Consider the following 14,834-nt stretch of genomic DNA (forward strand, 5'->3'; position numbering starts at 1 on the left):
TGATATTCATCAACGAGTGCCCACACAGATTGATAGGTTTAAATTGTTAAAGAGCGCTAGCGTTTTGTGACTTACATCTCAGTCGCTAGGGGTGCGTACTATACCTGCACCACTTAGAGAGTCAAGGGTTATTTTCAAACTCTTATTCTCTACCGATTTCGCAGCGTGACTTTCGTCTCACTCCTTGTCGGTGAGGCGGCATTATAGAGAGTTCGATATAGAGCACAAGAGCTTTTTTAAATAAAAGTTTTGTTCGCCTAAAAAGCCACCAGATCCGCATTTTTCGAATAAAAACTAAACATTTGAGACGTATCACAGCAATACATTGGCAAAATGGAAGCCATGAACGTAAGATTCATGTGTCTATTTTGTTAATGGTAGATGCGTATATTTCGTTTATTAATATGTAGTATTCCGATATGAACTCAAAAAAATTGATGTTGTTAATTGTCGCGCTAGCTGTATTGGGCGGCATTGTTTTCTCTCAGGTAGATATATCGCCTGCAATTACCTTTATCCTTGGTGTCTTGGCTTCCGCTTTTGTTGTTAATTTTTCAAGCACCAACTCAAAATCAGAGTCAGAACCTAAGGCTTCAACAAAAACACTTTATGTGGGTAACCTTCCATACAAAGCGAATGAATCACATGTACGTGAATTGTTCTCTGAATATGGTGAAGTATTTGCTGTACGTTTAATGAAAGACAAACGTACTGGTAAAAGAAGAGGTTTTGGATTTGTTGTTATGGCAAGTAATGATGTGAATCATGCTATTTCAGAACTTAACGATAAAGATTACATGCAACGTACTTTAAAAGTACGCGTTGCAAACGATCCTAAACATCCAGAAACGGACGAAGCTGAGCTGAGCTAAACCCTAACTGCTTCAGCATACTATTTAGTGCACTTTCTTTTTTAGGAAGTGCACTACAAAAAGCCTCACGCACTCCCCCTTCTTCAGTGCTGCTCTCTAAATCCAATAAATCTTGAACCCGCTTAGCAATAGCCTTACCTGAATCAATCAACATCACGTTTTTACCTAGCACTTGCTGAATCTCTGATTTGATCAGTGGAAAATGAGTGCACCCTAAAACAGCCACATCAATTGTGTTGATCATTGGTTGAAGGATTTGCCGTAGCTCTTCAAGGTTAATCGCCTCACCTCTTAGTTTATCTTCGGCCATATCCACCAGCTGAGTCGAACCTAAAAGCTCAACTCTTTTATTACTAGAGAAGTTTTTGATGAGCTCGTGTGTGTATTCACGAGTAATCGTTGCGGGTGTCGCAATAAGACCAACGGCTTTATTGGCAAGTAGGGATGCTGGTTTGATTGCCGGAACAACCCCGACAATAGGGATTGGGTTATTTGCCCTTAGTGTAGGCAACACAATTGTACTTGCTGTATTGCAGGCTATCACCACAATATCAATAGCGTGGCTAGCCACAAAACTGGCGACGATGCTTTGAACTCTGTGGATAAGGACTTGCTGGTCTAGCTCACCGTATGGGTAAGCCTCGTTATCGAATACATAAGTATAGTTATGATTCGGTAGTAACTGGCTTATCTCTTTATATACGGACAGGCCGCCAACTCCAGAATCAAAGATCAATATGTTTTTTTGTATGCTTTCCGACACAACCATTACCTGTAATAAGTTCCGTTGCAATGATACCCCTTCACTTAGTTTTCGCCAATCATCACTCTACATAATGCAGGCTCGGTAGCGTTGATGCACAAAGCGCTCACCCTGCTCTACATTTTCCAGCTCTATGTTAAGCTTTCCTTTAAAGCATGGCGCTGACGTGACTAAAGTATGAAACTCACCATCTTCGCCGCATGGGTCGACGTGACTCGGTAAACTGCCGATTAGCTCAAGCGTGTATTCTTTCCCGCAATAGCTCATGTCTAATACATCGGTATCGACCGTGACGAGAAAGGTTTCGATTCCTCTCTCTATTATTTCACTCGCAAGTGCCTGACTGCTCTCTCCCATTAAGGGAAACACACACTCCCAACCAGCTGGCTCTATATAACTTCTTCGGTAATCGGCAATGCCATTACAGAACATATCTCCAAACGCGACCGCATCGATTGATAAGCTAGAATCTTTAAGTGCCGAGACAATCGTACTTTGGTAAACCTCATTACTTGGGAAGACTTCCGGTAGCTCAATCATGATTAATGGTAAACCGACCAATCGAGCTTGCATTGCAACTACCTCAATAGGAGTTACCTGGAAAGGAACTTCATCTCCAACATACGTAGTATACAGAGCAACAACTTCATACTCGGTGCTTTCAAGTAGCCGCTCTAACGTTAACGTAGAGTCTTTACCTGACGACCAACTTATGACGACTTTCTTTTTCATTGATATATCCAATAAGAAAAAACCGCCCGAAGGCGGTTTAGTTGTTAATTAGAACTGGTAGTCAGCGTTTATAAAGAAACTTCTTTCTTGTGTTTCATACCCTTTGGCTAACGTGTAATCTTTATCAAAAAGGTTAGCAATACGCCCTCTCATTGTGAAATGATCCGTCACAAAGTAGCTCGCAGCTATATCTACTAGCGAGTACTCATCTAACTCAGCATTGCCGCTATCCATACGTTTACCTTGATATAAATAACTCAAGTCCGCCTGCCAGTTGTCCGCAAAATACGTCACGTTCCACTTAGCATTTTGTTTCGCTCTACGTAAAAGTTGAGAACCATCGCTTTTATCTGTCGGGTCCATAAAGTCAAGGCTAACTTGGTGAGAAAAACTTCCTGTATCGAATTCTCCCGATAGTTCTAAGCCTTTAATTTCAGCGACACCAATGTTTTTTGATGGCCATCCAACTATCATGTTTTTAATATCATTTTTGTAAGCCGATACTCTCCAATCAACCAATGATTGATGGGCTTCGAACGCGACTTCATAGTTTTTTGACTCTTCAGGTTTCAGCGTTGGGACACCTGAGCCCGGCCAATATAGTTGATTAAATGTCGGTGCTTTAAATGCCGTACCAGCATTAGCCGTCACGCGATAATTAGCTGCTAACCAATATCCTAAACCCGCTTGCCATGTAGTATTCTTGCCGTAGCGTTGGTTATCGTCACCGCGTAAAGCTAATTCAGCTTGTACGGCTTGGTTGTCATAAAAGCCACTAACATATAGCGAGTTATTCGTGCGAGATTTCTCGGCATAGTCTTTTGAGGACTCTGATACGTCATCTTTAGACCAATCAAGGCCCGCACCAATAGAAACTTCATTGTTCACAGTGAATAAATTTGTGAAAGCAACGGCCTGGTGGTCCGTTTGATAAGTACTTTTGTAGTAATAATCTTTACTAGAATCTTGAGCTTTACTTAAAGAAAAGTTGCTCGACAACGTTTCTCCAGTATAACTAAGACGGCCAATTGCACTGTAAAGTGTCTGATCTTTTGTAGCATTTTTCGGATCGTACTCTGTTTCACCATCCGAGTAAGTAGAATTAAACTTAAGCTTAAACTCGTCATTCAGCTTATGAGTTATCGCAAGTGCTAGCTCAGTCACTTCATGTCCATCTGCGTCTTGATCACCTGCTGAGTTTTGAACAGAAAACCCATCAGTCTCTGCTCGCTTTACAGCTACAGAACCACTTGTCGAGTCTGTAATATTACCAGACACTGCCACACTGCCTTTTTTGTATGAATCAGATCCAAACCCTACGCTAACTTTTGCTTCTGAACTTGATGTGTCTGTAATAATATTAATTACACCACCAATCGCATCGGCTCCATAAATTGCAGCTCGAGGACCACGCACAAACTCAATGCGCTGAACACCAACTAGTGGAATAGCAGCAAAATTTGCTCCTCCTGATGTTGCACTTGCTGTTTTTACGCCATCAATCAGTACTAAGATGTGGTCAGAGTTAGTACCTCTAACAAAAACACTCTGCTTTTGTCCGTAGCCGCCGTTGCTCGCTACCTGAATACCAGGTAAACGACGTAGTACTTCGTAAATATCATTAGCTTGAATCGCTTCAATCTCTGCTCGAGTAACAACTACAACAGGTAACGTTGTACTTTGAGTGCTTTGCTCAAAACGGTTAGCCGTAACGACCATGGTTTCGTCAGCAGATGCTTCTTGTGCGTGTAAATTGGAGATAGGTGAAAGCAGCGATGCTACAGCAACCGCTAAAATGGATTTGTTCATGTTGTGATCCTAAATCGCGTAAAGTCCTACCAAACCACATTTTATGGTTTGGCCGCTGGCAGGTATTCGGACTCAAGAGCACAACCTTATGGTTACCTAATATTCGACTTCCCACAAAATGCTATTTGCAGTGTCTTTGAATACTCGTTCTCTCTTACCGCTGCGCGTCAGTTCTGGATTTTCACCAGATTCCCTCTTCAGCCATCTATACATCCACATGGCACCAGCTTGCCGGAAATAGTATTGACCTATGAATCATTTGTCTAGTCTAAGATAGTTATAAGCTATAGTTTTCGTCGTCTATTTAAACTGAATGGCTCTCAACACTGGACAAGCGCCTGTGATTGAATAAAATCTGCGCTCTTGATTTAAAAGCACGATAGCAAAAGGCATAACAATGGCGAATTTAGAAGTAAACCCGCAACGCTACCAAGAACAACTGGCAGAAAAGACTGAGCGTCTTACTGAAATGTTCTCAGAATATAATGTGCCTGAGCTGGAAGTGTATGAATCTCCAGAACAACACTACCGTATGCGTGCAGAGTTCCGCGTGTGGCATGAAGGTGACGATATGTATTACGTCATGTTCAATCAAGAAACTAAAGAAAAATACCGTGTCGACCAATTCCCAGCGGCTAGCCGCCTGATCAACGACCTAATGCCTCTATTAACGGATGCAATGAAGGACAACCACTCTCTACGCCACAAACTATTCCAAGTAGACTTCCTTTCTACATTAAGCGGCGAGATTTTGGTGTCACTGCTTTACCACCGCCAATTAGGTGAGCAGTGGATTCAAGATGCTAAAGCACTTAAGCAGCAATTAAACGATGAAGGTTTTAACCTAAACCTGATCGGCCGTGCGCGTAAGATGAAAATCGTGCTGGACCGCGACTACGTTATTGAAAAGCTAGATGTGAATGGTGATAGCTACATCTACCAGCAAGTTGAGAACAGCTTTACTCAACCAAACGGTAAAGTAGCAGAGAAAATGTTGGAGTGGGCAGTCGACTGTACTCAAGACAGCAAAGGCGACTTGCTTGAACTTTACTGTGGTAACGGTAACTTCTCACTAGCATTGGCACAGAACTTCGAACGTGTACTGGCAACAGAACTAGCGAAGCCGTCAGTAGAATCTGCGCAATACAACATCGCAGCCAACAAGATTGAAAATGTTCAGATCATCCGCATGTCTGCGGAAGATTTTACCGTAGCAATGGAAGGCAAGCGTGAATTCCGTCGTCTACAGCAAGCGAACATCGATCTTAAGAGCTACAACTGCAACACTATCTTTGTTGATCCACCGCGTTCAGGTATGGATGTTGATACTTGTAAGATGGTTCAAGGCTACGAGCGCATCATGTACATCTCTTGTAACCCTGAGACATTGAAAGAGAACCTAGACATTCTAAGCGAAACACACGATATCACTCGTTTTGCTCTATTTGACCAGTTCCCATACACGCACCATATGGAAGCAGGTGTGTTCCTAGAGCGTAAAGCGTAAACCTCGCTCTCTAAGTCGAAGCTAAGCAGCAGATACAAAAAAACGAGCCAATTGGCTCGTTTTTTTATTTATAGATTGGTTTAAGCGGTTTTACCGATAAAGCCTAGCTTCTTACCTACCCAAGCGAGCAGTAGCATCGCGACGATAATCGCAAAGAAGTTTGAACCTGCATCAGGGTGTTGTGCTTTCACAAAAGCCGAGTGGCCAAATGCACCTACAAAGAAACAAGCTAAACCCACTAACGGAATATCTTCAGATACTGGATTTGTTAGGTATTCTTGGTATAGCGCTTGTACAGCCAACACTAAAGCAATCAGCGGGAAAATAGAGAAGCCCACTTCGCTCATTGTTACCCAAGATAACAGTGCATCACCACACACACCTGCTACAACAGCAAGTACGAGTGTCTTTCTTTCAGAACCACGGTTTACAGTATTATTTTCATTCGACATTATTCAATCCCGCCTTTTAATCGGTTACGTTCACGTTCTTTACGATACCAAAAAGCTCCTTTGGCCATCATTCGCAATTGCATGATCAAACGCTCAGCCAATTCATCTCGCTGACGTCGATCTAAATCTAATGCTTCTGCCCCTGAGTTAAAAACCAAGATGACGGAGGCTTCCGCTTGAGTAAAAGCTTCGTCTCTTGTCATTCCTGTTGTGATTAAATATTCGGTTAACTCAGCAGAGAAATGCTGTATCTCACGAGCTACCGCTGCACGAAACTCAAATGAAGTTCCTGAGCGCTCCCGCAATAACAGTCTGAATACGTTTGGGCTGCTTTCAATGAATTCCATAAAGGTTTCAACCGATGTGCGAATCACGCTGCCTTCTTTTACTATGCGTTGCCTAGCTTGACGCATCAACTGACGCAACAATAAGCCACCTTCATCGACCATGGTTAAGCCAAGCTCATCCATGTCTTTGAAATGGCGATAAAAGGAAGTCGGAGCTATTCCAGCCTCACGAGCGACTTCTCTCAAGCTTAGATTAGAAAAACTACGATCGGCACTGAGTTGGCTAAATGCCGCATCGATTAAGCTACGACGAGTCTTTTCTTTTTGCTGTGCGCGAATGCCCATTGGTTTCATACTTTATCAACATCTTCTTTTACAGCCTAAACAGGCATGTCTAATACTCTATTCAATATAACGCGAATCACTTACTTATATAAGGCACTCTGGTTATATAAGACACTAAACACACCTCTTTGTTCACGTATCGAAGTAAATACGTTCAAAGAAAACATTTCAATATCCGCACCGTCATTTGGAGACATACGACATACCAAATATTATTTTTTCAGTAGCATGACGTGATCTCACCGACTCTCTGATGCCCTTTTCATGTACCCAAGAACAGAATCAGTTAAAATCTCGCTAAAGCAATGTTAATCAAATATAACAAGGAAGATATCTATGTCGCACTCCAACCACTTTGATGTAATCGTAATTGGTAGTGGCCCCGGAGGAGAAGGGGCAGCGATGGGATTAACCAAAGCCGGGTTGAACGTTGCTATCATTGAAAAAGAGAGCAGCGTTGGTGGTGGTTGTACCCACTGGGGGACTATTCCTTCCAAAGCACTGCGTCATGCCGTAAGTCGTATTATTGAATTCAACAGTAACCCTCTGTTTTGTCAGAACAATAAAAGTATCCACTCAACATTTTCCAATATTCTGGGGCATGCTAAATCGGTCATCGACAAACAGACTCGCTTGCGCCAAGGTTTCTACGATCGCAACCAATGCACGTTAGTCTTCGGTACTGCACGTTTTATCGATACCCACACGATCTCCGTAATGCAAAGCGACGGTACTGAAGAACACTACAGCGCAGACAAATTTGTTATCGCGACAGGTTCTCGTCCTTATCAGCCAGACAACGTCGACTTCATGCATGAACGTGTCTACGACAGTGATTCGATTCTTTCTCTGAAACACGACCCACAACACATCATCATCTATGGTGCTGGTGTTATCGGCTGTGAATATGCCTCTATATTTCGCGGTTTAGGCGTTAAAACCGATCTCATTAATACTCGCGATCGCCTGTTGTCCTTCTTAGATAACGAAACCTCAGATGCACTTTCTTACCACTTCTGGAACAGTGGTGTTGTTATTCGTAACGATGAGACCTTTGAGAAAATTGAAGGAACAGATGATGGTGTAATCATTCATCTAGAGTCAGGTAAAAAAATGCGTGCCGATTGCCTACTGTATGCCAATGGTCGAACGGGTAATACTGATAAACTGAACCTTGGTGCGGTTGGCTTAGAAGCGGACTCTCGTGGACAAGTATCAGTCAACAGCAACTACCAAACCAGTGTTGAACATGTTTACGCTGTCGGTGATGTGATTGGGTATCCTAGCCTAGCAAGTGCTGCTTATGACCAAGGTCGATTTGTGGCCCAAGCCGTGGTGAAAGGTGAAGCAGAACGACACCTTATCGAAGACATCCCAACAGGTATCTACACCATTCCTGAGATCAGCTCTGTCGGTAAAACCGAGCAAGAGCTTACTGCAGCTAAAGTACCGTATGAAGTGGGACGTTCTTCATTCAAGCACTTAGCTCGCGCTCAAATTGCAGGTAAAGATATTGGTAGCTTGAAGATACTTTTCCATCGTGAAACTAAAGAGATTTTAGGTATCCACGTGTTTGGTGAACGTGCCGCTGAAATCATTCACATTGGTCAGGCGATCATGGAACAAAAAGGTGAAGCCAACACCATCGAATACTTTGTGAATACTACCTTTAACTATCCGACGATGGCCGAGGCGTATCGCGTCGCAGCGCTTAACGGACTTAACCGTTTGTTCTAAACAAAGAACCAACAGGACTATTTGACCACCTGTAGGCCAAATACATAAACAGCAAGCCATGAGCTTGCTGTTTTTATTTTTTGTTCCCTGAACTAAGCTATGCAAGCTAAGCGAGAAACTCTCCTTTCTTCCACTGAGAAACAAATAAAACACCAAGACCAATCCCACGCATCGCCATAAAGCTCAACATTGCTAGCCACAGCGCATGGTTATCAAAACCTGATGCTAAGTAGAAAATTACGAAGAAACTGCAGGTCGCAACAAACATACTGTTACGCATATCTTTGCCTTTGGTTGCGCCCACGAAGATACCGTCCAGCAAGAAGCACCACATTGAAACCAGTGGCATTGCGATCAACCAAGGCAGATACACCTCAGCTTGGCTTTTTACATCTGGGATGGTGGTGATCATATTAATTAGATTAGACCCAGCGATCGCGAACACTATGGTTAGAACCAAACAAATATTGAAGCTCCAGAAAAAGGTACCAATCAACGACTGATTTAATTCATCTTTATCTTTCGCGCCTATCGCTTTACCGACCATCGCTTCCATTGCGTAAGCAAAACCATCCATCCCATAAGAGATGATCATCAAGAAACTCATCAACACTGCATTGGCCGCAACAACATCATCACCAAAGCTTGCACCTTGGAAGGTCATGAAAGTGAAAGTCGCTTGTAGGCATAGTGAACGAAGGAAGATATCGCGATTCAGTTTTACGAAACGACTCAAACCTTGGCTGGTTTTCTTAAGCAGCTCCCATGGCGATGGTAACTGCTTCTTCACCCAGATTCGGTAAACACAAATCAGGCCAAATGTTAAACCGGCATAATCAGCCATTACAGATGCCAATGCTGCGCCTTCCACTTGCCAGCCGAGGCCAATCACAAATACGATATCTAAAACGATGTTGGTGATATTAGTAATGATCACCATCCACATGGGTGCTTTGGCATTTTGGGTTCCGAGTAACCAACCTAACAGCACAAAGTTAGTCAACGCAGCAGGCGCACTCCATGCTCGGATAGAGAAATATTGCTGACCATAGTGTTTCACTTGGTCACTGGCACTACTCAGAGAGAAAACCGCATCAGCAACAAAGCTATGCAATAGCAAGAAGAAACCAGCAAACCCTAGTGCCATGGTCACGCCTTGCACAAAGACTAAACCAAGTTGCTTGCCATCGTTAGCCCCATAAGATTGCGCGGCCAGTCCCGTCGTCGACATTCGTAAGAAACCGAGCAGCCAAAAGGTCACGCTGATCATTGTGCCACCCAGCGCCACACCACCTAAATACCAAGAATGCTCTAAGTGACCGATAACCGCAGCATCGACTAAGCCCAACAGTGGAACCGTAATATTAGAAAGAACCATCGGGATCGCGAGTAACAGCACTTTTTTGTGCATCGCCTGATTGGATAACGTTTGAAAAATAGTTTGGGGATTAAATAACTTCACGATCACCTCTTAGATTAGAGGCGATAGTTTAACCTAGTGAGTGGGCTTTCACTATGGTGTGGGGAGGCGCTTGCCTTTTATCGATAACGAATAGCTATAACGAGGCAAGTATTCAGATACCTGCCAACAGAACCGCTAGCACTACCACTTAACAAGCACTAACTGCGGCGTTAAACGCTTTTTGACCTGAGAGATTTTACAAAGAAGTCGCTGCCACAATTTCCAACGATTACACTGCTGGTCAAGTGGAGAAAACGCTTTTACCCACTGAGCCCATGGCAGCCAATTAAGGACGCTGTCTATCGGAGAAGATAAGCCATGTGCGTATTTTCCAGAACCGAGCTTTTGCCCCAGTGCACTAGAGCTTTTATCTCCAGCTAACACTAAACACGCATGTGCGTGGGTAAAATAACGGCTCAAAGATTGAATAAAGTTCGCCGTCTGTTGTTCATTGCAATCCAACAGAGCATGTTCACACACCACCATCACCGAAGCTTGTTCTGGAATATTAAGTTCATCCAACCAAGTCAGGTCATCCACCGAGCCACACTCTAGACGATAGCGTTCATTCTTGTGGAACAGGCGTTGTCGCCAAACTAGGTTCTCGGTTACATCTAGCTCAACCCAATGACAGCGGCCGTTATCTAAACGGTAGAAACGGGTATCAAGCCCTGCTCCTACGTTAATAATCCAAGCATCTGGGTTATGAGATAAAAACTGTTGAACTTGAGAGTCACAAAGTTGAGTCAGTGTCGCGTAAAGGAGTTGTTGTTGGTCGAGTTCGCCGGTAAGGCATTCAGGTGCGAGTTGGCAACGCTTGCAGGCTTGTGCTGCAATAGGGTCATAAACAAGACCGTCATCGGCTAGACTTTCGCGGCTGCGAAACCAAAGGTGTTGAACAAGATTCGTCGGTACTTGGAATTCTTGATGTGCTGACCCGAGATCAGAAGAAGCCTTTTGATCATAGGTGTGCGACTTACGAATAAGCGGCTTCATTTGAGGTTTGGTTGGGTTTGGCATCATCATCTTCCTTGTATCTCGACAAAGAAGATGATAATGAATATCAATTACAATAACAAGTTATTGAGAGTAAATATCAATAAGCTGTTTGCACTGACTACATCCAGTCCGTGTTACGAATAATACCAACTGCAAGTCCTTCAATAGACAAGTGTTGGGATTCTAAGTCCACGTGAATTGGAGAAAACTCTTCATTTTCAGCATGCAACAGAACGGTAGAACCTTTGCGCTCTAGGCGTTTTACCGTTACATCATCGTCGACACGAGCCACGACAACTTGTCCATCACGCACGTCTTGTGTTTTATGCACGGCCAGTAAATCGCCATCCATAATACCGATGTCTTTCATACTTTCGCCATTTACGCGAAGTAAGAAGTCAGCTTGTGGCTTAAACATACCTGGGTCAACTTGGTAATGCATTTCTACATGCTCTTGAGCCAAAATAGGCTCGCCAGCGGCAACCTGACCGATTAATGGTAAACCTTGCTCTTCATTCGCTGCATCTTCAAGCAAAATACGAATACCGCGAGACGCACCCGGGATAATCTCAATCGCTTCTTTACGAGCAAGAGCTTTCAAATGTTCTTCTGCAGCATTTGCAGAGCGGAAGCCAAGTTCACGTGCGATTTCTGCACGAGTCGGTGGCATACCGCAATCTTCGATCTTACTTTTGATAAGGTCAAAAACTTGTTGCTGGCGGGGCGTTAACGGCTTCATGATTCACCTGTCTTTTTATACAGTTGACTGTGAGTATATCCAGTAACTGAACAAAAGCAAAGCAATTGGTTGTTTTTAGTTCATTTTTAGCGAATTACAAAAATAAGATCTCTAACCACACGTAACCAGCTAATACTAAACAGATAAAAACGGCAGCTGAGCCAACATCTTTCGCCATCCCAGAAAGCTCATGATGTTCGCTACCGATTCGGTCAACGACCGCTTCAATCGCGGTATTAATCAACTCGACAACCATCACCAACACGACGGCTGAAATCATTAAGATTCGCTCAACTTGGTTTACATCTAAGTAGAACGCCAACGGAATAAGCACTGCGGCCATAAAGACTTCTTGTCGAAATGCAGCCTCGTTTTTAAACGAGCTCGTGATGCCTTGCCATGAAAAGCCCGCCGCTTTGACGATACGTTTGAATCCGGTGTTTGATTTTTTGGTCATTTTTAACTCTATACTCAATCAGTCGATGAATGATTTTCCACAAACTTAACGGCAATATGACTATTTCCATTAAAAGGTTAGACCAGTTTCTGGTATTCTTGCATCGATTAAATTTACGCCTAGGCTTATCCCTATTTCACTCATAGGATTTATCCTCTCATTATAGAAATAGAGATACGCTTGAGCACATTGAAATAACTATTGAGGCAGTGAACCTATATGTCTTCTGGACAATCTTTTTCACGTTCATTAATGAAGCTACCTTTATCCCTATTGGTAAAGAGCACATCAATCCCTTCAAACCCTGTAGAGGATTTGAACATTGATTTGAGCAAACCGATTGTATACGCCTTACCGTTTCGCTCAAGTGTAGACATTCTTACATTGCAAAAACATGCACTTGAACTAGGGTTGCCTGATCCGTTGAGCAAACTTGAAATCAATGGCAAATCACTGCAACGCTACGTTTTTATCTCTTCTCGCAAAACTCTACTGCAAGACGATGATTATGTACCAAGCTCATCAATTGAAGTCTTCTCTGAACTGCTTTCACTGCATGCTGAAGACTCTGAGCTCGACGTTCAAGTTATCCCTGCCACCGTATTGTGGGGTCGTAAACCTGGTAAAGAGAATAACCAGAAGCCTTACCTACAAGCAATGAACGGCTTAGAGAAATCGAAAGCTGTATTGCTAGCAGGTCGTGACTGTCTGGTTCGCTTTAGCCCAGTGGTATCTCTACGATACATGGCTAACTCACACGGTACCGACAGCACCATCGCGCATAAACTGGCGCGCGTGGCACGCATTCACTTCTCTCGTCAAAAGCTTGCAGCATCGGGTCCAAACCTACCAAGCCGCCAAGCTCTGTTCGACCGCCTGCTAAAGTCAGAAGCAATCAAAAAGGCGATAGAAGATGAAGCTGAATCAAAAAATATTTCCATAGAGAAAGCGAGCAAAGAAGCTCAAGACATCATGGATGAGATCGCAGCTAACTTCTCTTACTCGCTGATTAAACGCGGTGAGAAGATTCTTGGTTGGTTGTGGAATAAGTTGTACCAAGGCCTGCATATTAGCAACGCTTCAACCGTTCGTAAGCTGGCTCAAGATGGTCACGAGATCGTTTATGTACCTTGTCATCGTAGTCACATGGATTACTTACTGCTTTCTTATGTACTTTATCATGAAGGCATGGTGCCTCCGCACATCGCAGCAGGTATCAACCTGAACTTCTTCCCTGCCGGCCCTATTTTCCGTCATGGTGGTGCGTTCTTTATTCGTCGTAGCTTCAAAGGCAACAAATTGTACTCGACTATTTTCCGCGAATACCTAGCGGAATTATTCGCTAAAGGTTACTCGGTAGAATACTTCAGTGAAGGTGGTCGCTCTCGTACAGGTCGTCTATTGCAGGCGAAAACCGGCATGCTCGCGATGACAATCCAAGCCATGCTGCGCGGCATGAACCGTCCGGTGACTTTGGTTCCTGTATACATCGGCTATGAGCACGTAATGGAAGTCGCGACCTACGCGAAAGAACTTCGTGGTAAGCGTAAAGAGAAAGAAAACGCGAGTCTAGTGATTCGTACAATTCGTAAGCTGCGTAACTTTGGTAAAGGCTACGTGAACTTCGGTGAGCCAATTCAGCTTAACCAATATCTGAACGAACATGCTCCTGAGTGGACTAAAGATATCGACCCAATGGGAACCAGCAAACCACAATGGATGAACCCGGTGGTTAATGACTTGGCAACCAAAATGATGACGCACATTAACGATGCGGCAGCGACCAATGCCCTGACTCTTTGTGCAACGGCACTATTGGCTTCAAGACAGCGCGCATTGTCTCGTGACTCTTTGGTTTCTCAGATCAACTGCTACCTGTCTTTACTTAAGAATGTGCCTTATTCAGGTACATTCACAGTGCCTAAAGACAGCGCTGAAGACTTAGTAAAACACGCAGAGTCATTGAACAAGTTCTTAATTGAATCAGACACTATGGGCGACATCATTTCGCTTGATCGTCACCAATCGATTCTGATGACCTACTATCGTAATAACATCATTCACTTGTTTGCATTGCCATCATTGATCGCTCAGATGACCATTCGTCAGCACGGTTTATCAATCGACGCTATTCAAGAAAATGTTGCAGCTATCTACCCATTCTTAAAGAAAGAGTTATTTTTAAGCTACGACGAAGATCAGCTTGAAAGCGTGGTTGCGAACATCATTGATGAGCTAGTCGGTCAAGGCATGCTTGTTGTGTCGAACAACCAAGTAACGATCAACCAGTCAAACAGCCAAGCACTGATGCTACTAGGCCGTACGATTTCAGAAACGCTCCAGCGCTACTCAATTGCTCTGAACCTATTGGCAGAGAATCCTGATCTAGATAAGTCAGACCTTGAGCAGAAGAGCCAAGACATCGCACAGCGACTGGGTCGCCTACAAGGTATCAACGCACCGGAGTTCTTCGATAAAGGCGTGTTTGCGTCGATGTTCGCAACTCTGAAACAGCAGCAATATCTGGATAACGATGGTAACTGTGATTTAGAAAAGACTCAGCAATTCGCTAAACTTCTCTACTCAATGCTTTACCCTGAAGTACGTTTGACGATTCAAGAGAGTATCCACCAAGCAGAATAATCTCTTGGTTAGCATTCACTTTAATCACTA

General features: G+C 43.6%; 13 protein-coding genes and 1 riboswitch. Of the genes, 4 read left to right on the plus strand and 9 right to left on the minus strand.

The genetic code is table 11. From position 1 onward, the window contains the following. The first annotated feature begins 419 nt into the window (after positions 1–419). Positions 420–872 (plus strand): RNA-binding protein, encoded by a 453-nt coding sequence (locus ACED59_RS18165; RefSeq protein WP_017097116.1) that lies wholly within the window; start codon positions 420–422, stop codon positions 870–872. Here the strand turns inward: ACED59_RS18165 and murI are convergent. Genes murI through ACED59_RS18180 form a run of 3 tightly spaced genes read right to left on the minus strand, consistent with a single transcriptional unit; the run spans position 835 to position 4,176 of the window. Continuing rightward, entirely contained in the window at positions 835–1,641 is an 807-nt protein-coding gene (gene murI / locus ACED59_RS18170) for a glutamate racemase (RefSeq protein ID WP_029223017.1), read from the minus strand. The genes ACED59_RS18165 and murI overlap by 38 nt on opposite strands. Before the next feature lie 60 nt (positions 1,642–1,701). After that, complete coding sequence (locus tag ACED59_RS18175; protein WP_029223829.1) at positions 1,702–2,367, minus strand: ATPase; 666 nt, start codon at positions 2,365–2,367, stop codon at positions 1,702–1,704. Positions 2,368–2,415: 48 nt separating this feature from the next. Continuing rightward, positions 2,416–4,176 (minus strand): TonB-dependent receptor domain-containing protein, encoded by a 1,761-nt coding sequence (locus ACED59_RS18180; RefSeq protein WP_017097115.1) that lies wholly within the window; start codon positions 4,174–4,176, stop codon positions 2,416–2,418. Positions 4,177–4,215: 39 nt separating this feature from the next. Continuing rightward, positions 4,216–4,419: riboswitch (cobalamin riboswitch) on the minus strand. Positions 4,420–4,573: 154 nt separating this feature from the next. Between ACED59_RS18180 and trmA the strand changes: the two genes are divergently transcribed. Continuing rightward, positions 4,574–5,683 (plus strand): tRNA (uridine(54)-C5)-methyltransferase TrmA, encoded by a 1,110-nt coding sequence (trmA, locus tag ACED59_RS18185; protein WP_009848254.1) that lies wholly within the window; start codon positions 4,574–4,576, stop codon positions 5,681–5,683. An 80-nt stretch (positions 5,684–5,763) separates the two neighbouring features. On the opposite strand, the gene ACED59_RS18190 is transcribed toward trmA, so the two are convergent. Together ACED59_RS18190 and fabR are read right to left on the minus strand one after the other, a co-directional pair. Beyond that, positions 5,764–6,135: a YijD family membrane protein gene (locus ACED59_RS18190; protein WP_004736696.1), complete on the minus strand. Its 372-nt coding sequence runs from the start codon at positions 6,133–6,135 to the stop codon at positions 5,764–5,766. Continuing rightward, a complete protein-coding gene (gene fabR, locus ACED59_RS18195; RefSeq protein WP_010438693.1) occupies positions 6,135–6,776 on the minus strand; it encodes an HTH-type transcriptional repressor FabR in 642 nt (213 codons plus the stop codon). The genes ACED59_RS18190 and fabR overlap by 1 nt, the downstream gene beginning before the upstream one ends. Positions 6,777–7,103: 327 nt before the next feature. On the opposite strand from fabR, the gene sthA reads away from it, so the two are divergent. Next, the gene (sthA, locus tag ACED59_RS18200; RefSeq protein WP_009848252.1) at positions 7,104–8,504 is read left to right on the plus strand and encodes a Si-specific NAD(P)(+) transhydrogenase; all 1,401 of its coding nucleotides are present in this window, start codon (positions 7,104–7,106) and stop codon (positions 8,502–8,504) included. 106 nt (positions 8,505–8,610) lie between these two features. On the opposite strand, the gene dinF is transcribed toward sthA, so the two are convergent. From dinF to ACED59_RS18220, 4 genes are all read right to left on the minus strand, one after another. Continuing rightward, a complete protein-coding gene (gene dinF, locus ACED59_RS18205) occupies positions 8,611–9,966 on the minus strand; it encodes an MATE family efflux transporter DinF (protein WP_032499673.1) in 1,356 nt (451 codons plus the stop codon). Positions 9,967–10,107: 141 nt separating this feature from the next. Beyond that, positions 10,108–10,986: a class I SAM-dependent methyltransferase gene (locus ACED59_RS18210; RefSeq protein ID WP_009848250.1), complete on the minus strand. Its 879-nt coding sequence runs from the start codon at positions 10,984–10,986 to the stop codon at positions 10,108–10,110. Between the two features lie 97 nt (positions 10,987–11,083). Further along, on the minus strand, positions 11,084–11,704 hold the full coding sequence (lexA, locus tag ACED59_RS18215) for a transcriptional repressor LexA (RefSeq protein WP_009848249.1): 621 nt from the start codon (positions 11,702–11,704) through the stop codon (positions 11,084–11,086). A gap of 94 nt (positions 11,705–11,798) precedes the next feature. Continuing rightward, positions 11,799–12,161 (minus strand): diacylglycerol kinase, encoded by a 363-nt coding sequence (locus tag ACED59_RS18220; protein ID WP_029223019.1) that lies wholly within the window; start codon positions 12,159–12,161, stop codon positions 11,799–11,801. 219 nt (positions 12,162–12,380) lie between these two features. On the opposite strand from ACED59_RS18220, the gene plsB reads away from it, so the two are divergent. Continuing rightward, positions 12,381–14,804: a glycerol-3-phosphate 1-O-acyltransferase PlsB gene (gene plsB, locus ACED59_RS18225; protein WP_009848247.1), complete on the plus strand. Its 2,424-nt coding sequence runs from the start codon at positions 12,381–12,383 to the stop codon at positions 14,802–14,804. Positions 14,805–14,834 lie beyond the last annotated feature (30 nt).

The sequence above is a fragment of the Vibrio sp. FF266 genome (genome assembly GCF_041439695.1).
Classification (GTDB): domain Bacteria; phylum Pseudomonadota; class Gammaproteobacteria; order Enterobacterales; family Vibrionaceae; genus Vibrio; species Vibrio tasmaniensis_A.